Raw genomic sequence first — 18,766 nt, 5'->3', positions numbered from 1 at the left:
AAGCATGTGCGTGACCCTCACCCCCGCCGCCGCGAGCTTCATGAAGCGCATCGTGCGCTTCGGCGGCGGCAGCGCCGACAGCGGCTTCCGGCTGTCCGTGCAGCCCGGCGGCTGTTCGGGTTTCGATTCGAATTTCACCGTCGAGACCGCCCCGGCCGCGGGCGACGCGGTGATCGAACAGCTCGGCGTGCGCCTCTTCCTCACCGAGGCGAGCTGCGCGCTGCTGCGCGGCTACACGGTGGATTTCACCGAGAACAGCATCGACAGCCGCCTGAGCTACCGCAAGGAGGGCGCGCCGGAGGCCTGCGGCTGCGGGTCCGGCGAGCGGCAGCGGGCGGGCGCCGCGGTTGCGGTGACGTTCTTCAAGCCCGACGGCAGCTGCCGCAAGACATAGGAGGCGGCCATGTTCGCGCGCGATTCGGACATCGTGGAACTCGACGGCCCGCCCGCCTTCGACTACGGCGAAAAGGTCATCTCGCGGAAGAACGTCAGGAACGACGGCACCTTCCAAGGCCGCGAGATCGGCGACGTGCTGGTGAAGAAAGGCGACGTCGGCTACGTGAAGAGCATCGGCACCTTCCTGCAACAGTTCTACATCTATGGCATCGACTTCGTCGACCGGGGCTACGTGGTGGGCATGAAGGGACGCGAACTGCGCTCGCTCGACGCGCCCTCGCCCGGCCCCTACGACGAGGACGACGCGCTCCATTTCGACGAAGAGGAAACAGTCCGATGAAAGTCACAGTGCGCAGGGAAGCCGCCGGCCATTATTCGATCTACGTGGCGAAGAAGGATCTCGAGGCGCGCATCGTGAGCGCCGAGCAACCGGCCATCTGGGGCGGCAGAGTGGAGCTCGACAACGGCTGGACGCTGGAGATGCCGGCGCTGGCGGCCGACACCCGGCTGCCGATCACCGTCGAGGCGCGACGGCTCGGCGAAGGCTGAGACCGCCCGCGCAACAGCGAACGAGGCGTTCAGTCGCCGTCGAGCGCCAAGACCCGGCCGGCCGCCAGCAGCGCCGCGTAGTCGGCTGCCGGCACCGGCCGGCTGAACAGGAAGCCCTGCATCTCGTCGCAGGCGTTGGCGCGCAGGAAGTCGAGCTGGGGGCGGGTTTCGACGCCCTCTGCGACCACCGTCAGGTCCAGGCTGTGTGCGAGCCCGATGACCGCGCGGCAGATCGCCGCATCTTCGGGGTCGCTCGCGATGTCGCGCACGAAGGCGCGATCGATCTTCAGCTGGTCGATGGGGAAGCGCTTGAGATAGGCGAGGCTTGAATAGCCGGTGCCGAAATCGTCCAGCGCGACCCGGATGCCGATCGCGTTGAGCTCGCGCAGCATCGCGACCGCGCGGTCGACGTCGTGCATGACCGTGCTTTCGGTGATCTCGAGGTGCAGGCGGTGCGGGTCGAGACCGGCCGCCGACAGGGCGGCGCGCACCGTCTGCGGCAGATTCTCCTGGCGGAACTGGCGGGCCGAGAGGTTGACCGCGACGGGCGGCACTGCGAGCCCCTCGGCGATCCAGGCAGCCTGCTGGCGGCAGGTTTCGCGCAGCACCCATTCACCGAGCGGCACGATCAGCCCGGTGTCCTCGGCGACGGGGATGAAGTCGGCCGGCGAGACCATGCCGCGCTCGGGGTGCTGCCAGCGGACCAGGGCCTCGGCGCTGGTCACCCGGCCATCGCCCAGGCTGACCTTGGGCTGGTAGAAGACCCGCATCTCGCCCCGCTCGATCGCGCTCCGCAGCGCGCTGGCCAGCGCGAGCTGCGCGTTGACCCGCAGGTTCATCTCCGGCGCGTAGAAGCGGAAGGCGTTGCCGCCCGCCATCTTGGCGTTGTGCATGGCGATGTCGGCGGTTCCGAGCAGGGCTTCGGCGTCCTGTCCGTCGCGCGGGAAGAGGCTGATGCCGAGACTTGCGGTCGAGTACACCCCGTGGCCGGCGATATCGAGCGGCGCAGCGACGTCCTCGAGCAGCCGCCCGACCAGCGGCGCGACGTCCTCGACGGCGGCCAGATCGTCGAGCAGGATCGCGAACTCGTCGCTGGCCAGACGCGCGACGGTATCCCCGTTGCGCAGCGGTCCCTGCAGGCGGCGTGCGGTTTCCTTGAGCAGGGTGTCGCCGCGGGCCTGGCCGAGGGTGTCGTTGATGGCCTTGAAGCGGTCGAGGTCGAGCAGCGCGACCGCAACCGCCCGTCCGTTGCGCCGGGCATGCACCAGCGCCTGCTCGACGCGGTCGCGGAACAGGTGGCGGTTGGCGAGCCCGGTCAGCGTATCGTAGTGCGCCTGGTGGGCGAGCTCGCGTTCGGCACGCTGGCGCGCATCGCTCTCGCGCAGGCTGCGCAGGCCGTAGGCCAGGTCGTTGGCGAGCTCCTCGAGCAGGGCCACCTCCTGGGGGTCGAAGGCGTCGCGCTCGCTGGCGTAGATGTTGAGCGCACCGACCGTTCGTCCGGCCGCAGTCAACGGCAGTGCGATGCTGGAGGAGAAGCCGCGGCGCAGCGCCTCGGTGCGCCACGGCGCGTAAGCCGGGTCGCCGGGGATGTCGATGCAGGTTTGCGTGGTGCCCAGCCGGATCGCGCGGCCGGTCGGCCCCTGGCCGGCAGGAACGTCCGCCCAGCTCACGTCGAGCGTGCGCAGGTAATCCGCGCCCAATCCCGCAACCGCCGCGGGGCGCACTGATCGGGCGGGATCGTCGAGCGCGAGGCCGACCCATGCCAGCCGGTAGCCGCCATGTTCGACGAGGTGGCCACACACGGTCTCGAGTAACTCCCCCTCATCCTGCGCACGCACCAGCGTTTCATTGCACAAGGTGAGCATGCGCAGGGTCCGGTTCAGGCGGCGCAGCTCGTTCTCGGCACGCACTTGCGCCGAGATGTCGCGCACGACGGCGATGACCTGCGTCTCGCCGTCGTGCGCCATGACGGCCCTGCTGATGTCGGCCGGGAACTCGCTGCCGTCGCGCCGCCGGGCGAAGATACCGGGACGCCGCATGCCGATCACATCGGAATGCGGCGTCCGGTTATAGTCCGAACGCTGGTCCGAATGATGCGCCCGGAAACGTTCGGGCACGAGAAGCTCGACCGTCTGGCCGAGCAGTTCGCTGCGCGGGTAGCCGAACAGCATCTCGGTGCGCGCGTTGACCATCGTGATGCGTCCCGCGGCGTCGGTGATGACGATGCCGTCGGCGGCCGACTCGAGGATGCTGCGGAAACGCGCCTCGCTGGCGCGCAGGGTGCGTTCGGCCTGGCTGCGTTCATCGACCTCGTGCAGCAGCGCCGCATTGCTGGAGGCCAGTTCGGTGCTGCGCTGCGCTTCACGCCGCTGCCCCGCCTGCAAGGCGCCGGCCATGTCGTTGAGGGCGACGTTGAGCGTCGCGAATTCGTCGCCGCCGTCGCTGCGCAGGCGCACGTCGAGATCACCCGCCGCCAGGCGTTGCGCGAAACTCATCGTCTGCCCGATCGAGCGCCGGATGCTGCGCGAGAAGAAATTTCCGATGGCCAGGCCGAGCGCGGCCGCGAGCACAGCGGTCATGAGCAGGGCCGTGCCGGCGAAGCGTTCGAAACCCAGCAACTCGTCGCGGGTGCTTGTAGCGTGGCCGCTCGCATGGGCATGCAGGCGCTGCAGTTGCGACTCGATTTCATGCACCGCCTCGAGATACTTTTCCCGGGTCGTCTCGAGCTCGCCGCGGACCGCCACGTAGGCGAGGAAGGCCTCGCGATAGTCGTGCAGCGCAACGGCGAACGCGCTGCGCAACGCGGCCGGCAGGGACTCGCCCGCGACGGCGACGGCAAAGCGCTCGGCCGCATCGGCGAAGCGCCGGGCGTCGCGCGCGCTGTCGGTGAGCACGTAATCCTTCTCGAACCGTCGCATCTGGAGCAGATCCGCACGCAAGCGATGCGCGCCGGCCGGAATCAGCGCCTCGATGCGGTGCGCGGCCGCGCGCAGCGTACCGGCCAGGCCGTCGTCGCGGCGGCCGAGCTGCCCCTGAAGCGCGGCCGCCGCCAGGAATTCCTTCTCGAAGCCGATGGCAGCGGCCTCGATCCGCCGCACTTCCTCCCGCATGTCGGTTTCGCGCGCGAGCCCCCCGATCGCCGCCAGGTGCTCGCGCAGCGCCTCGAGGTTGGTGCGCACGAGCGTCACATAGCGCGTGCGGCTCTCCTCATAGCCCAGCACCGGCACCGCGAGCAGAAAGTCCTTCTCGTAGCGGCGCGCCCGGAGCAGCGCATGATTGGCGAGCAGGCTCAGCTCGGCGATCCGCAATTCGACCGTGAAGTGCTCCTCGAACAGCGTGCCGATCCGGCGATGGCTGGCCAGCGAGGCGATCCCGACGGCCAGGGTGATTGCCACCATCAGGGCGAAGCCGATCCTCAGGCGCGCACCGAGGCTCAGCCGGGCCAAGGTCTCGGGCAGGGAGCCGCCGCGTTCGGGGCGCGTGCTCTCCATGGCGCTAATCCACGTAGGGAACGAAATCGAGCTGCCGGATCAGCCCGGTCACGCTCGACGACATCGCGAACTCGATGAATTCGCGCGCCAGCCCCTGCGGCAGCCCCCGGGTCACGAGGGTCAGCGGCCGCGCGATCGGAAAGTCGCCCTTGCGCACGCTGCGGCTGCTGGCGTCGATGCCATCGACCGCAACCAGCCGGACCGGCTGCCCCGCCTCCACGGCCCGCTCGGCCTCGCCGATCGACATGAACACGATCGCGCCGCGGTCGCCGGCCACCGCCTGCAGGCGCTGCTGGTTGTCGGTGAGGATGTTGGCGGCGGGAACGGCCGCATAATCGATGCCGAAATGCCTGGCGAAGAGTTCGGACGAACTGCGCCCCTGCTCCGTAGCCAGGACGCGGATCGGCCGATCCTCGCCACCCACCGCTCGCCAGTTGCCGATCCGTCCGCGATAGATGGCGGAGATCTGTCCCGAACTCAGGTTCCTGACCGGATTGTCGCGATGGATCACCAGCGACACCCCGTCGCGGGCGATCGGCACTCCGACCAGATCCGTCTCGCCTTCGGGCAGCGCGCGCGAGAACATTGCAATATCGGCCTGCGCGTCACGCAAGGCCTGCAGCCCCCGATCCGAGCCCAGGGGGCGTATGTCGATGACGACGTCCGGACGGCGCTCGCGAAAGCGTTCGGCGATCGCCTTGACCAGCGGGCTCATCGTGCCGGAGCCCGCGATGACGAGGGCGTTACGCGAACCCTGGGCACCGTGTGGGCCCGACTTCAAAGGCGCGGCCGACAGCGCCGGCCCGACCGCGCACAGGGCAAGCAGCGCCCCGAGGAGCAAGCCGCTGCGGCCGGCAGCGGGCGGCCGACCACCGGTCAGGGCACGTCCACTGCCAACGGCTCGCCTGGCCACGCGTCGACACCACTCGACTGCGGCCGCGAGGACGTGCGCGCATCCGCGCCGGGGCATTTGCCCCCATGCCGCGGAGCTGGTCGATTCCATCTGGAATGTGTGCAGTTATTCAGTGTCCGGCGAGTCTAGTGCAATCGGCATGGACGGGCAATTCCGGGCCGATACAGCCACTTCGGCATCCTGCCGCGCAGCGCCACGTGCCGCGACGTTGTCATGCGCCCTGCAGCGCGAGCAGTGCGGGCGCCTGCCGCTCGACCTCGCGCAGCACCGCACCATCGAGACGCTTCAGCCAACGCGCGGGGATGGCGGCGACGCCGAAATGCGCCCCCGCCAGCATGCCGGCGATCGCTCCGGTCGTGTCCGCGTCGCCGCCGCAATTGACGGTTGCGACCAGGCAGGATTCGAAACTATCGGTGGCGAAGAAGGCGTGCAGCACGGTCTGCACGGTGTCGACGACGTAGCCGGTCGCGCGCCCGGGGTAGGGGTCGAAGCGGAACTGGCGGTGCGCCGCGACCAGCGCCTTCGCGTGCGCGCGCAACTTCGCCAGGTTGTCGCGCCAGTGGCCGCCGGCAAGGAGGTCCGCGAGCATATGCGCGAAGCACAGCGTCGCGGCATCCGACAGCGGGTGGTTGTGCGTGACGTGGGCCTGCTCGATGACGCAGCGGTCGAGCCGATCGGCGTCGCGGAAGGCGAAGAGGATCGCGGGCAGGACGCGCATCAGCGCGCCGTTGCCGGCGTCCCCGTCCGAGAAGGGCGATTCGAGCGAGCCGTCCGACGCGAAGCGCTGGAGGCCGCGGCGACAGGTGTTGCCGACGTCGATCGGCTTCGACTTCAGCCACGCGAGCCAGTGCTCGGCGATGTTCTTGAGATCCCATCCGCCCGATTCGAGGATCGCGGCGCCGAGCGCGAGCGACATCTGCGTGTCGTCGGTGACCTGCCCTGCCCTCAGTCTGAGCCAGCCGCCGCCGACGATGTCGCGCAACTCGCCGTACTGGTGGCGGATCTCGGAGGGCGTCAGGAATTCGACCGTGGCGCCCAGGGCGTCGCCAACGGCGAGTCCAAGGTAGGCGCCCAGTGCGCGTTCGCGCAGGCTCGGTTCGGGCGCGTTGGTCATAGGGTCGCCATCCTGACACGATAGTCGCCGCCGAGCACGAGCATCTCGCCTTCCCCACGCAGCAGCGGCCCCGGCATCAGCGCATTGCAGTAGACGATCTTGCACAGCGGCACCTCCACTTCGAGGATGGTGTCGCCGAACTGGTCGGCAACGTCGCGCCGTGTCGTGAACGAGACAAGGTTGTTCTGCCGCGCGATGGCCTCGCGCGCACGGCGTGCCCTACCCTCGGCGCGCGGCAGCCAGGCGACCACCTGGTGTTCGGCGAAGTCGTTCACTCCCCGGTAGAGCGTGAGGTGGCGCCGCCCCGGGTAGAGCCAGCGGCCGAACATGTGCTGGGCGTATTCGTACAGCAGGTCGAGCTGCGCGTGGATGCAGTTATTGTGGAAGCGCGCGTGCATCTTGTCCTCGACGTACTGCATCCACGCTTCCGACGGGTAGCGGCCGAGCGGGCGTTTGTGGAAGGTCGGATGCAGGCCGAAGCGCGCTTCCGCCCAACCCTTGAGCACCGCGCCCTCGCGGCCGTTGGCGTCGAAGCCCCAGCCGCGCAGCAGGCGCAGGTAGCTCGCGCGGTAGCGCTTGCGGCCCGTCCGGTCGCGCTCGCCCGGCAGGTCCAGCTCGAACACCGTGCGCATGTAGATCTGGAAGGCGAGCACGGCCTCGTCGACGCTCGTCGCGTCGGCCAGCATCGCGAACAGCGCGCGGTTGGTCTCGCGCACGCCGTGGATGTGCAGCGGCAGCGGATGGGCGTTGAACGCCACGCTCGCGACGAGTCCCGTCGGGATGCCGACGAGATTGGTCGAGTGGCCGTACCCGGCCGGCGCGCCGGCGAGGGGCTCAGTAGTTGCTGAAATGGCCTTCACGCCTCGCCTGCGCACGCGCCCGCTTCACGAGCTCGCCCGATTGTGGAGGCGCGGCGGGCGCGGACACCTGTTTTTCTAGCGTGGTGTTGCCGCAATGCGGACACGGAGGCGCTTCGCCGGAGCGCACGAGCAACTCGAAGGTCCGGTCGCAGACCGGGCAGCGGTAGTCGAAGATGGGCATGGTCATTCCGTAGCGTTTGTCGGCTCACCCGAACCCGCAAGAACGATGCCATCCACAAGGCCGACGACCGGGAAGCGAGTGAGGGGCTTTCGTAGGGAGGGAGAAGCGCAGCGTATCCCGCCCATTCCCCCGCACGTCGCATTCGGGGCTGCATGGCGGGATACGCCTTCGGCTCCTCCCGCCCTACCGTCCGCGCCAATGCCATTCGGGAGGGGCCGGGCGAAGGGGAGTCATACGTCCCATGACCCCGTCCCCGACACGCCGATGTCCGACAGTCGCCGCCATCTTGTCGCGTTGCCGACAGCGCCGACCTCGCCCCGACAGCCCGCCCCTCCACGCCCAAAACCCTTGCTGTGCCTGGCTTTAGTGTCTTTTCCACGCCATTGGCACAGCCCTTGCCATAGGGGAACTGTGCCGGTTCGCCGGGTGTGAAAGCAGGACTCACTTTTCTTGAGGAGAAATGAAATGTCCCTTCGTCAAATCGCGTTCTACGGAAAGGGTGGCATCGGCAAGTCGACCACGTCGCAGAACACCCTCGCGGCGCTGGCCGAGATGGGCCAGAAGATCCTGATCGTCGGCTGCGACCCGAAGGCCGACTCCACCCGCCTGATCCTGCACGCCAAGGCTCAGGACACGGTGCTGTCGCTCGCGGCCGACGCCGGTTCGGTGGAGGACCTCGAGCTCGAGGACGTGCTGCGCGTCGGCTACCGCGACATCCGCTGCGTCGAGTCGGGCGGCCCGGAGCCCGGCGTCGGCTGCGCCGGTCGTGGCGTCATCACCGCGATCAACTTCCTCGAGGAAAACGGCGCCTACGACGGTGTCGATTACGTGTCCTATGACGTGCTCGGCGACGTCGTGTGCGGCGGCTTCGCGATGCCGATCCGCGAGAACAAGGCGCAGGAGATCTACATCGTGATGTCGGGCGAGATGATGGCGATGTATGCCGCCAACAACATCTCGAAGGGCATCCTGAAGTACGCCAACGCCGGCGGCGTGCGCCTGGGCGGCCTGGTGTGCAACGAGCGCAAGACCGACAAGGAATGGGAACTCGCCGACGCGCTGGCGAAGAAGCTCGGCACCCAGCTGATCCACTTCGTGCCGCGCGACAACGTCGTGCAGCACGCCGAGCTGCGGCGCATGACGGTGCTGGAGTACGACCCCGAATGCAAGCAGGCGCAGGAATACCGCGAACTCGCGCGCAAGGTGCACGAGAACAAGGGCAAGGGCGTGATCCCCACGCCGATCACGATGGAAGAGCTGGAAGACCTGCTGCTCGAGTTCGGCATCATGCAGAAGGAAGACGAGTCGATCGTCGGCAAGGCCAAGGCCGCCTGATCGCGCGCGCACTGACAGGAGATCCGTTATGAGTGCGGTACTGGATGACAAGACGCGCAATCGCGCGCTGATCAACGAGGTGCTCGAGGTCTATCCCGAGAAGGCGGCGAAGAAGCGCGCCAAGCACCTCAACGTGTATGAAGAAGGCAAACCCGACTGCGGCGTGAAGTCCAACATCAAGTCGCTGCCCGGCGTGATGACGATCCGCGGCTGTGCCTACGCCGGCTCGAAAGGCGTGGTGTGGGGCCCGATCAAGGACATGGTCCATGTCAGCCACGGCCCGGTCGGCTGCGGCCAGTACTCGTGGGCCACGCGCCGCAACTACTACAACGGCACGACCGGGGTGGATGCCTTCGGCGCGATGCAGATCACGTCGGACTTCCAGGAGAAGGACATCGTTTTCGGCGGCGACAAGAAGCTCGACAAGCTGGTCGACGAGATCACGCAGGTCTTCCCGCTGGCGAAAGGCATCTCGGTACAGTCCGAGTGCCCGATCGGCCTGATCGGGGACGACATCGAGGCCGTGTCGAAGAAGAAGTCCAAGGAAGTGGGCCTGCCGATGGTGCCGGTGCGCTGCGAAGGCTTCCGCGGCGTGTCGCAATCGCTCGGCCACCACATCGCCAACGACGCGATCCGCGACTGGGTATTCGACAAGGCGGACTACAACGCGCCCTTCGAATCGACGCCCTACGACGTCGTGCTGATGGCCGACTACAACATCGGCGGCGACGCGTGGAGCTCGCGCATCCTGCTCGAGGAGATGGGCCTGCGCGTGATCGGCCAGGGCACGGGCGACGCGACGCTCAAGGAAATCGAGATGATGCCGCGCGCGAAGCTGCTGCTCTTGCACTGCTATCGCTCGATGAACTACATCGCGCGCCACGTCGAGGAGAAGTACGGCGTGCCGTGGTTCGAGTACAACCTCTTCGGGCCGACCAAGATCGCCGAATCGCTGCGCGGCATCGCCGCCTTCTTCGACGACTCGATCAAAGAGAAGGCCGAGCAGGTCATCGCCAAATACACGGCGCTGTCGCAGGCGGTCATCGACAAGTACAAGCCGCGCCTCGCGGGCAAGAAGGTGATGTTGTATGTGGGCGGCCTGCGCCCGCGCCACGTCGTCGGCGCGTACGAGGACCTCGGCATGGAAGTCTGCGGCACCGGCTACGAGTTCGGCCACGGCGACGACTACCAGCGCACGACCCATTACGTTAAGGACGGCACGCTGATCTACGACGACGTCACCAGCTTCGAGCTCGAAAAATTCGCCGAAAAGATCCGCCCCGACCTGATGGCCTCCGGCGTCAAGGAAAAATACATCTTCCAGAAGATGGGCATTCCCTTCCGCCAGATGCACTCGTGGGACTACTCCGGCCCGTATCACGGCTACGACGGCTTCGCCATCTTCGCCCGTGACATGGACATGGCGATCAACTCGCCGGTTTGGGGCATGACCAAGGCCCCCTGGAAGAAATAAGGAGCACGACCATGCCTCAATCAGCTGAAAAGGTCCTCGACCACGCCGGCCTGTTCAAGGAGCCGGAATACCAGGAGATCTTCGAGCGCAAGAAGGCCCAGTTCGAAGGCGGCTGCGGCGCGGACAAGGTCCGGGAGGTCGCCGACTGGACCAGGACGATGGAATACCGCGAGATCAACTTCAAGCGCGAAGCCCTCGTCATCAACCCCGCCAAGGCCTGCCAGCCGCTGGGCGCGGTGCTGTGCGCCTCGGGCTTCGAGGGCACGCTGCCCTACGTGCATGGCTCGCAGGGGTGTGTCGCCTACTTCCGCTCGCACTTCAACCGCCACTTCAAGGAACCGTGCTCGGCCGTGTCCGACTCGATGACCGAGGACGCGGCGGTGTTCGGCGGCCTCAACAACATGGTCGACGGCCTCGCCAACGCCCATGCGCTGTACAAGCCGAAGATGATCGCGGTGTCGACGACCTGCATGGCCGAAGTCATCGGCGACGACCTCGACGGCTTCATCAAGATCGCCAAGCAGAAGGGCTCGATTCCCGAGGATTTCCGCGTGCCGTTCGCGCACACCCCCAGCTTCGTCGGCAGCCATGTCACCGGCTACGACAACATGCTCAAGGGCTTCCTCACGAGCTTCTGGGACGGCAAGACGCGCGCCGAGACCACGGCCCCGGCGATCAACATCAACGGCGGCTTCGACGGCTACTGCGTTGCCAACAACCGCGAACTCAAGCGGATGATGAAGGAGATGGGCGTCGAGGCGACCATCATCTCCGACCCGTCCGAGGTCTTCGATACCCCGACCGACGGCGAATTCCGCATGTACGCGGGCGGCACCACCGCCGCGCAGATGGAAGCGGCGCTCGACGCCAGGGGCACGGTGTTCATGCAGGGCATCTCGGCGGCGAAGTCGGCCGAGTACGTCGAGAAGGCGGGCCAGAAGGCGGTGTCGCTGCACTGCCCGGTCGGCGTCACCGGCACCGACGCCTTCCTGATGGCGGTGTCCGAGCTCACCGGCCAAGCCATTCCGGCCTCGCTGGAGCTCGAGCGCGGCCGCCTCGTCGATGCCATCGCCGACTCGCAGGCCCACCTGCACGGCAAGCGCTTCGCGCTCTTCGGCGACCCCGACATGCTGCTGGGCCTCACCGCATTCCTGCTCGAACTGGGCGCCGAGCCGGTGCATATCCTCTGCACCAACGCGACCAAGGACTGGACCGAGAAGATCAACGCGCTGCTCGCCGCCAGCCCCTTCGGCAAGGACGCCAAGGCCTGGCCGGGCAAGGACCTGTGGCACCTGCGCTCGCTGCTCGCCACCGAGCCGGTCGATTTCCTGATCGGCAGCTCGCACGGCAAGTACCTCGAGCGCGACATCGGCACGCCGCTGATCCGCATCGGCTTCCCGATCTTCGACCGCCACCATCATCACCGCTTCCCGATCTGGGGCTACCAGGGCGGCCTGAACGTTCTCGTGAAGATCCTCGACAAGATCTTCGACACGCTGGACGCGAAGACCACCGACTCGGCGAGCTTCGATCTCGTGCGTTGAGGAGGAGCGCAATGCCCAACGTGACCTTCAGCTCGCCGAAGATGCGCCGCGACCTCACCGTCTATGCCCCTGCGGGCGACCGCAAGAGCATCCTCGGCGTCGCCCGGGATCATGGCGTCGCGATCGACTGCGAATGCCAGAAAGGCGAATGCGGTTCCTGCACGGTCGAGGTGATCCACATCGGCAACAAGCCGCCGATGGCGGTGCACCTCACCGAGAAGGAAAAGCTCACGCTGCTCACCTCCGGCAAGCTCGCGCGGCAGGAGTTCGAGGAACTGGAACTGCTGGATCTCGCGCCGCGCTACCGGCTCGCGTGCCAGTACCTGCTGCTCGACGAGGACATCGTGGTGAAGTTCTGAGCGCCTGAAACCCGCTCACTGCATCCGGCGTTCTCTCCACGACGGATGCCGGTCCGGCCCGCCCGCAAGGCGGGCCGTTTTTCTTCCGGCCATGCCTCGGCCCTGCCCCGCTCTCGCCGGGCCGTCCGGTCAGGCAGTCAACCCCAGCGCATCGACAAGCCCGCTCAGGTCGGTCACTTCCAGATGCGGCTGCTCGGGATGCGGCCACGCGGCCTGCCCGCGATTCACCCACACCGCCTGCATGCCCGCACTACGCGCCCCCAGCACATCCATGACCATGTCGTCGCCCACGTGCAGCACCTCGTGCGGCTGCACACCGACGGCCTCGGCTGCGACCTGGAAGATGCGCACATCGGGCTTGGACACGCCCACCTTGAGCGCTGCAATGCCGGCGACGAAGTATGGCGCCAGGCCGACGCGCGCGAGATCGGCGTTGCCGTTGGTAATGCTCACCAGCGGATAACGCGCGGCCAGGAATTCCACCGCGGGGAGCGCGTCGGGAAAGAAGCTCACGTTGTGGCGTTCGGCGATGAAGACGTCGAAGGCGGGCCCGGCCAGCGAAGGGTCGTCCCCGGCGCTCGACAGCGCCACACGGATCGACTCGCGGCGCAGCGCGGTCATGTCGTGCGCCAGATCCGGACGCTGCACTTCCATGGCGTCGCGGACCTCGCGCAGCGCCCGCGGGCTCGCGTACATGGCCGCCGTCGCCGGGGCATTCGTCACGAGCCATTCGTGGAGGACCTTTTCCGCGCGGTCGATGGTGGGCCAGATGGGCCACAGCGTGTCGTCCAGATCCAGCGAGACGGCCTTGATTTGGTTCAGGTTCAGCATACCGGCGATGGTACCCGACAGTGCTTCGGTTCTGTGCGTCGACAGGTGGAACTCGGCCGACGCGATTGCACGCCGCTACCGTCATCCCCGCCGTGCAGCTTCGATCGCGGCGATGTCGATCTTCCCCATCTTCATCATGGCGTCGAAGGCGCGCTTTGCCGCCGCCCGGTCCGGGTCGGCAATCGCGGCCGTCAGGGCGCGCGGCGTGATCTGCCACGACACCCCCCACTGGTCCTTGCACCAACCGCACGCGCTTTCCTGACCGCCGTTGCCGACGATCGCGTTCCACAAGCGGTCCGTTTCGGCCTGGTCGTCGGTCGCGACCTGGAACGAGAAGGCCTCGCTGTGACGGAATGCCGGACCGCCGTTCAGACCGATGCAGGGAATGCCCATGACGGTGAACTCGACCGTCAGGACGTCGCCCTGCTTGCCGGAGGGATAGTCGCCGGGGGCGCGATGGATCCTGCCCACGGCGCTGTCCGGAAACGTGCGGGCGTAGAACTGCGCGGCATCCAGGGCGGTGCCGTCGTACCAGAGACAAATCGTGTTCTTGCTCACCATTTGCTTGCTCCATTGGCCGTCATTGCCGGCGCGCCGGATGTGCGCACCGGCGTTCTGGAGAGGCTGCGCCCGCGGCGACGTCAGTGCGGGCCCTGCATGGCCGTGAAGCCTTCTGCGGCCTGCTGCACGTCGGGCGGGAAGTCGGACATCTCCTGGACCTGGCGGATCTCGATGATCTCGTTGTCCGCCATCGGGCAGCGCGACGCCCAGGCGATCGCCTCCTCCTTCGACTTCACGTCGATCATCCAGTAGCCGCCGAGCACTTCGTTGGTTTCGATGAAGGGGCCGTCCGTGACGGTCGGCTTCCCGCCGGCGAAGGACACGCGCGCGCCCATGGACGGCGGGTGCAATCCCTCGAGCGAGAGCAGGACGCCGGCCTTCTGCAGTTCCTCGTTGTACCTCATCATCGCCTCGACCGCCTTCGCGTCGGGGACCGTTCCGGGCGGCGCCTTCTCGTAGCCCTTCGGGATCACGAGCATCATGAAGCGCATGTCAAATCCCCCCCCTTGTCGGTCTCGCAATTGATCATCCACGGCACGCCGAAGCGGTCCGTGCACATGCCGAAGCGGGCCGCCCAGAAGGTGGGGCCGAGCGGCATCTGTACCGTGCCGTTGTCCGCGAGGGCGGCGAAGATGCGCTCGGCCTCGGCGATCGAATCGACGTTGAGCGAGACCGAGCAGCCCTTGATGCCCTCATACGGATACTGGGGCGTCGTATCCGACGCCATGAGCATCTGGCCGTCGATGAGCAGGCAGGCATGCATGATGCGGTTGCCGAACTCGGCCGGAATCGGCCCGCAACCGGGCTCACCGTCGGCCCCCTTGGGCGCATCGGCAAACCGGAGCAGGGCCTGCAGGGTCGCGCCCAGGTGTTGTTGATAGAACTTGAAGGCGGCTTCGCAGTCGCCGTTGAAGATGAGATAGGGGTTGAGTCGCATCGTATTCTCCTCGTTGGGGTCAGGGCGTCAGCCACAGGGCCGTGTTGCTCTGCGGGTCGAAGGGAGCGGAGAAGTGCTCGTGCACGATTCGCCACTTGCCGTGCTGCTTGAGCAGGCAGCTCGTCATGCGCATCCAGCCGGACATCTCCTTGCCGTCCGGTCCGGTGCCGCCGCAGCGGTTGAGGGCGTGGGCAAAGGCCAATTCCGCACCGGTGGTGATCTCCAGCTCGTGCACCTCGAAGATCATCGCGCCGGTGCACATCGTCAGGCAGCTTTCCCAGTGCTTGCGGTAGGCGTCGTTGCCCTTGAACTGGAGTTGCGCGATGGCGTCGAAGGCGACGATCTCCGGTGCGTAATGCGCGAAGATGCGGTCGACGTCCTTGGCGCGGACCGCGTCTGCCCAGTCTTCCAGTTCGTTGCGGATTTCCGTTTCGCTGAGTGCGAGGGTGGATCTCGTGTCCATGGTGGATCTCCCGGGGTTGGATGAGGCGCTTGCGGCGCCGGCTGGTCGAACGGTGCGTGGCCGGATCGACCTCGTTGTTCCCTTCAGGCGGCGGCTTCCTGCGTGTCAAAGCCCAGTGCCTGCAGGGTTTGTGCGTCCTCCGCGACCGGCCGTACCTCGACGCAGCCGAAGCGCGCGCCTGGTATGCGCGCCGCCACCTGGATGGCCTCGTTCAGATCCCGGGCCTCGATCAGGTAGTAGCCGCCGAGCTGCTCCTTGGTTTCGACCCACGGCCCGTCGGTGACCGAGATCCGGCCGTCGCGCACCCGGACGGTGCTGGCGGCGTCAGGGGGCAACAGGCGGTTGCAGCCGAGGTAGTGGCCGCTCTTGCGCACCGCGTCGGTGAACTCGCGGTACTCCTCGAAGTGCTTGTCTGCATCGGGGCGCGGCATCTGCTCCATGACCTTCTCTGCACAGATCAGGCAAAGGTATTTCATCGGGCTTCTCCTCTTGAATGCGCGGTGTGGACCGCCTTCGGCAGCCTGCGCCGATCGGCGCGATCGGGGCCTCCGTACCCCTGGTCGAACGGCGCACGACGAAATCGACATCGCGTTGCAAAAAGAAACATCACGCCGCCAGTTCCGCGAGCCGTCGCTCGAGGAAACGGCGCTCGGTGGCCTGCCGGGTCAGCGCCAGAGCGCGCCGGTAGGCCACCCTCGCCTCTTCGTGGCGGCCCAGGCGCCGGCACAGATCGGCCCGCGCCGCGTGGGCGAGGTGGTAGTCGGAGAGTTCGCCGCGGTTCAGGATCGTGTCGATCACCGCGAGCCCGGCCGCCGGGCCGTCGCGCATCGCTATCGCCACGCCACGGTTCAGTTCGACCACCGGGGACGGTTCGCGCTGCAGCAGCAGGTCGTAAAGACCGACGATCTGGGCCCAATCGGTTGCCCCGGCAACAGGGGCCTCCGCATGCACGGCGGCAATTGCGGCGTGCAGCGCATAAGGGCCGGCGGGTCCGGCCAGGAGCGCGCGCTCGACCAGTGCCGTGCCCTCGGCGATCAGCTCGTGCAGCCATCGCGAGCGGTCCTGTGCGTCGAGCAGCACCAGATCGCCGGCTGGCGTGGTGCGCGCGGCACGGCGCGACTCCTGGATCAGCATCAACGCGAGCAGCCCGATCGCTTCGGGTTCGGGAAGCAGTTCGACAAGCAGCCGTCCGAGCCGGATCGCTTCGCCCGACAGATCGGCACGGGTGAGCGAATCGCCGGCCGAGGCCGAGTAGCCTTCGTTGAATACCAGGTAGATCACGCGCAGCACGCTGTCGAGCCGGGCCGGCAATTCGGCGCGCTCGGGCACTTCGTAGCGCAGGCGCGCGTCGCGGATCCTGGCCTTGGCGCGCACGATGCGCTGCGCCACGGTCGGCGGCGCGGTGAGGAAGGCGCGCGCGATCTCTTCGGTGGTGAGGCCGCACACCTCGCGCAGCGTCAGCGCGGTGCGGGCCTCCGTGGGCAGTGTCGGGTGGCAGCAGGTGAAGATCAGCCGCAGACGGTCGTCCTCGACGCTGTCGCCGGGATTGCCTTCGTCGGCCGATTCGTCGCCGACCGGATGGGGGCGGTCATCCAGATCCTCGACGAAGTCGAAGCGCGCACGGCGGCGCAACGTGTCCACCGCCTTGAAGCGCCCCGTGGAAACCAGCCAGGCACGCGGATTGGCCGGTACGCCCTGTTCGGGCCACTGTTCGAGAGCCGCGCGGAAGGCGTCGTGCAGTCCCTCCTCGGCGAGGTCGAAGTCGCCGAGCAGGCGGATCAGCGTGGCGAACACCCGGCGCGACTCGGTGCGATAGATTTCTTCCACCTTCGCTCGCACCGCCGCGGCCGCCGGCATGGATTGGCGCACTGGGTCCGATGAGGCATCGCGGTCGACCATCCCGGGCTGCTCCGCTTGTCGAAGGACATCCCTTAGACTAGTCCATCTCGCCCTCAGCTCAATGGCGGGCGCGATCGCACTTTGTGATCCTTTGCTTCAGAACGGACGCGAGCTGTGGCGCGGCGCTCGGCAGGTCAGCGACTTTGCGCTGACGACGATCCGCATTCCCGCGCGGGAGAAGGATCCCGAAGCGACTGTGCAGGAAGGAACAAGGCCGGCGAGAGCCCGTAACGGTTCGACCTCACCCGGGAGCAAGCCATGTACGAAAAGATCCTGGAGTTCTGGTTCGACGAGGTTTCCCCCGCGCAGTGGTGGAAGAAGGACGCCGCTTTCGACCGCATGGTCGCCGAACGCTTCGGCGCAATACACGCGCAGGCTGCGCGCTGCGAGTTGTACGCGTGGCGTGCGACGCCCACCGGGAGGCTGGCGGAGGTGATCGTGCTGGATCAGTTTTCGCGCAACATGTTTCGCGATTCGCCCGCGGCCTTCGTGTGCGACGCCCTGGCCCTGGCGCTGGCGCAGGAGGCGATTGCGGCGGGGGCGGAGCAGGCGCTGCGGCCGGTGGAGCGCAGCTTCCTGTACATGCCCTTCATGCACAGCGAGTCGCCGAGGATCCAGGAGATTGCGGTGCAGCTCTTCGAGCGCAACGGCATCGCGGACAGCCTCGACTCCGCGCTGCGGCACAAGGCGATCATCGAGCGCTTCGGGCGCTATCCGCATCGCAATGCGATTCTGGGAAGGGAATCGACGCCGGAGGAGGTCGAATTCCTGAAGCGGCCGGGTTCGCGCTTCTGAACCCGGCCGCTTCGGCCCGCCGCGGAGGACGGACCGTTCGGTCAGTGCAGATCGCTCAGAGGATGATGCGGCCGACGTACCACGCGCCGGCTGCGATCAGCGCGCTGCAGGGGATGGTGAGGATCCACGCCCAGACGATGCTGCCCGCCACGCCCCAGCGCACCGCCGAGACCTTGCGCGAGGAGCCGACGCCGACGATCGCGCCGGTGATGGTGTGGGTGGTCGATACCGGGATGCCCAGCGCGGTGGCGAGGAACAGCGTCATCGCGCCGCCGGTTTCGGCGCAGAAACCGCCGACCGGCTTGAGCTTGGTGATGCGCTGGCCCATGGTCTTGACGATGCGCCAGCCGCCGAACATCGTGCCGAGGCCGATGGCGAGGTAGCAGGTGACGACGACCCACATCGGCACCGGGTCCGAGCCCTGGCTGATGCCGGCGGCGATCAGCAGCATCCAGATGATGCCGATGGTCTTCTGCGCGTCGTTGCCGCCGTGGCCGAGGCTGTAGAGCGAGGCCGACACGAGCTGCAGGCGGCGGAACCACTTGTCGACCTTGCGCTGTGACGTTCGGAAGCACACCCAGGACACTATCACCATCAGTATCGACCCGAGCAGGAAGCCCAGCATCGGCGACACGAGGATGAAGGCGACGGTCTTGATGAGGCCGGCGGCGAGCAGGGAGCCGAAGCCGCCCTTGGCGACCGCGGCACCGACCAGGCCGCCGATCAGCGCGTGCGAGGAGCTGGACGGGATGCCGTAGTACCAGGTGATGACGTTCCACGCGATCGCGCCGACCAGTGCGCCGAACACGACGACGTGGTCGACCACCGCGGGATCGATGGTGCCCTTGCCGATCGTGGTCGCGACCTTCAGCTGGAAGATGAAGATGGCGACGACGTTGAAGAAGGCCGCGAAGGCGACCGCATGCTGCGGCTTGAGCACGCCGGTCGAGACGACCGTCGCGATCGAGTTCGCCGCATCGTGGAAGCCGTTCATGAAGTCGAACAGCAGGGCCAGCACCACGAGGAACATCACCGTGGCCAGCCCGATCTCCATAGTTGCCATG

The 18,766-nt window shown here is 67.3% G+C and carries 21 protein-coding genes; 8 read left to right on the top strand and 13 right to left on the bottom strand.

Annotated elements, in window-relative coordinates; all coding sequences use genetic code 11:
* Nucleotides 1-4: 4 nt before the first annotated feature.
* From U5817_RS03900 to nifT, 3 genes are read left to right on the top strand one after another with little or no spacing between them, the layout of a single operon-like run.
* Nucleotides 5-394 carry a HesB/IscA family protein gene (locus U5817_RS03900; protein ID WP_407279785.1) on the top strand — a complete coding sequence of 130 codons (390 nt, stop codon included), beginning with the start codon at nt 5-7 and terminating at the stop codon, nt 392-394.
* A 9-nt stretch (nt 395-403) separates the two neighbouring features.
* The gene (locus U5817_RS03895) at nt 404-736 is read left to right on the top strand and encodes a nitrogen fixation protein NifZ (RefSeq protein ID WP_407279784.1); all 333 of its coding nucleotides are present in this window, start codon (nt 404-406) and stop codon (nt 734-736) included.
* Entirely contained in the window at nt 733-945 is a 213-nt protein-coding gene (gene nifT, locus U5817_RS03890) for a putative nitrogen fixation protein NifT (RefSeq protein ID WP_169130719.1), read from the top strand. The genes U5817_RS03895 and nifT overlap by 4 nt, the downstream gene beginning before the upstream one ends.
* Nucleotides 946-974: 29 nt before the next feature.
* Here nifT and U5817_RS03885 read toward each other — a convergent pair whose 3' ends face one another.
* From U5817_RS03885 to U5817_RS03865, 5 genes are all read right to left on the bottom strand, one after another.
* Nucleotides 975-4,436, bottom strand: coding sequence for an EAL domain-containing protein (locus tag U5817_RS03885; RefSeq protein ID WP_407279783.1), 3,462 nt, complete (start codon nt 4,434-4,436; stop codon nt 975-977).
* Nucleotides 4,437-4,440: 4 nt separating this feature from the next.
* The gene (locus U5817_RS03880; RefSeq protein WP_169130722.1) at nt 4,441-5,349 is read right to left on the bottom strand and encodes a phosphate ABC transporter substrate-binding protein; all 909 of its coding nucleotides are present in this window, start codon (nt 5,347-5,349) and stop codon (nt 4,441-4,443) included.
* Between the two features lie 211 nt (nt 5,350-5,560).
* Nucleotides 5,561-6,463, bottom strand: coding sequence for an ADP-ribosyl-[dinitrogen reductase] hydrolase (draG, locus tag U5817_RS03875; protein ID WP_407279782.1), 903 nt, complete (start codon nt 6,461-6,463; stop codon nt 5,561-5,563).
* Complete coding sequence (locus U5817_RS03870) at nt 6,460-7,323, bottom strand: NAD(+)--dinitrogen-reductase ADP-D-ribosyltransferase (RefSeq protein ID WP_407279781.1); 864 nt, start codon at nt 7,321-7,323, stop codon at nt 6,460-6,462. Before U5817_RS03870 ends, draG begins: the two co-directional genes overlap by 4 nt.
* A complete protein-coding gene (locus U5817_RS03865) occupies nt 7,298-7,504 on the bottom strand; it encodes an FmdB family zinc ribbon protein (protein WP_407279780.1) in 207 nt (68 codons plus the stop codon). Before U5817_RS03865 ends, U5817_RS03870 begins: the two co-directional genes overlap by 26 nt.
* Nucleotides 7,505-7,969: 465 nt before the next feature.
* Between U5817_RS03865 and nifH the strand changes: the two genes are divergently transcribed.
* The 4 genes from nifH to U5817_RS03845 are packed head-to-tail and all read left to right on the top strand — an operon-like array spanning nt 7,970 to nt 12,216.
* Nucleotides 7,970-8,839, top strand: a complete 870-nt coding sequence (gene nifH, locus U5817_RS03860; protein ID WP_169130728.1) for a nitrogenase iron protein — start codon at nt 7,970-7,972, stop codon at nt 8,837-8,839.
* A 28-nt stretch (nt 8,840-8,867) separates the two neighbouring features.
* Nucleotides 8,868-10,313, top strand: a complete 1,446-nt coding sequence (gene nifD / locus U5817_RS03855) for a nitrogenase molybdenum-iron protein alpha chain (protein WP_407279779.1) — start codon at nt 8,868-8,870, stop codon at nt 10,311-10,313.
* 11 nt (nt 10,314-10,324) lie between these two features.
* Nucleotides 10,325-11,857 (top strand): nitrogenase molybdenum-iron protein subunit beta, encoded by a 1,533-nt coding sequence (nifK, locus tag U5817_RS03850; protein ID WP_169130732.1) that lies wholly within the window; start codon nt 10,325-10,327, stop codon nt 11,855-11,857.
* Between the two features lie 11 nt (nt 11,858-11,868).
* Nucleotides 11,869-12,216: a 2Fe-2S iron-sulfur cluster binding domain-containing protein gene (locus tag U5817_RS03845; protein WP_169130734.1), complete on the top strand. Its 348-nt coding sequence runs from the start codon at nt 11,869-11,871 to the stop codon at nt 12,214-12,216.
* Between the two features lie 129 nt (nt 12,217-12,345).
* Here U5817_RS03845 and U5817_RS03840 read toward each other — a convergent pair whose 3' ends face one another.
* The 7 genes from U5817_RS03840 to U5817_RS03810 form a co-directional block, all read right to left on the bottom strand.
* Nucleotides 12,346-13,047: an HAD family hydrolase gene (locus U5817_RS03840; protein WP_169130774.1), complete on the bottom strand. Its 702-nt coding sequence runs from the start codon at nt 13,045-13,047 to the stop codon at nt 12,346-12,348.
* Nucleotides 13,048-13,128: 81 nt separating this feature from the next.
* Complete coding sequence (locus tag U5817_RS03835) at nt 13,129-13,608, bottom strand: VOC family protein (protein WP_407279778.1); 480 nt, start codon at nt 13,606-13,608, stop codon at nt 13,129-13,131.
* Between the two features lie 80 nt (nt 13,609-13,688).
* The gene (locus U5817_RS03830; RefSeq protein WP_407279776.1) at nt 13,689-14,099 is read right to left on the bottom strand and encodes a YciI family protein; all 411 of its coding nucleotides are present in this window, start codon (nt 14,097-14,099) and stop codon (nt 13,689-13,691) included.
* Nucleotides 14,087-14,545, bottom strand: coding sequence for a VOC family protein (locus tag U5817_RS03825; RefSeq protein WP_407279775.1), 459 nt, complete (start codon nt 14,543-14,545; stop codon nt 14,087-14,089). The genes U5817_RS03830 and U5817_RS03825 overlap by 13 nt, the downstream gene beginning before the upstream one ends.
* Before the next feature lie 19 nt (nt 14,546-14,564).
* Nucleotides 14,565-15,008 carry a YybH family protein gene (locus U5817_RS03820; protein ID WP_407279773.1) on the bottom strand — a complete coding sequence of 148 codons (444 nt, stop codon included), beginning with the start codon at nt 15,006-15,008 and terminating at the stop codon, nt 14,565-14,567.
* Nucleotides 15,009-15,091: 83 nt separating this feature from the next.
* Complete coding sequence (locus U5817_RS03815; RefSeq protein ID WP_169130744.1) at nt 15,092-15,484, bottom strand: YciI family protein; 393 nt, start codon at nt 15,482-15,484, stop codon at nt 15,092-15,094.
* A 130-nt stretch (nt 15,485-15,614) separates the two neighbouring features.
* Nucleotides 15,615-16,835, bottom strand: coding sequence for an RNA polymerase sigma factor (locus tag U5817_RS03810; RefSeq protein WP_407279772.1), 1,221 nt, complete (start codon nt 16,833-16,835; stop codon nt 15,615-15,617).
* Nucleotides 16,836-17,165: 330 nt separating this feature from the next.
* Between U5817_RS03810 and U5817_RS03805 the strand changes: the two genes are divergently transcribed.
* Complete coding sequence (locus U5817_RS03805; RefSeq protein ID WP_407279771.1) at nt 17,166-17,702, top strand: DUF924 family protein; 537 nt, start codon at nt 17,166-17,168, stop codon at nt 17,700-17,702.
* A 55-nt stretch (nt 17,703-17,757) separates the two neighbouring features.
* Here U5817_RS03805 and U5817_RS03800 read toward each other — a convergent pair whose 3' ends face one another.
* On the bottom strand, nt 17,758-18,765 hold the full coding sequence (locus tag U5817_RS03800) for an inorganic phosphate transporter (RefSeq protein ID WP_169130750.1): 1,008 nt from the start codon (nt 18,763-18,765) through the stop codon (nt 17,758-17,760).
* Between the last annotated feature and the right edge of the window lies 1 nt (nt 18,766).

Source organism: Aromatoleum evansii, from assembly GCF_045689615.1.
In the GTDB taxonomy this organism is placed as follows: Bacteria; Pseudomonadota; Gammaproteobacteria; order Burkholderiales; family Rhodocyclaceae; genus Aromatoleum; species Aromatoleum evansii.
The sequence above is the reverse complement of the archived record's forward strand: the minus strand, read 5'-3'. Positions and strand labels throughout refer to the sequence as shown.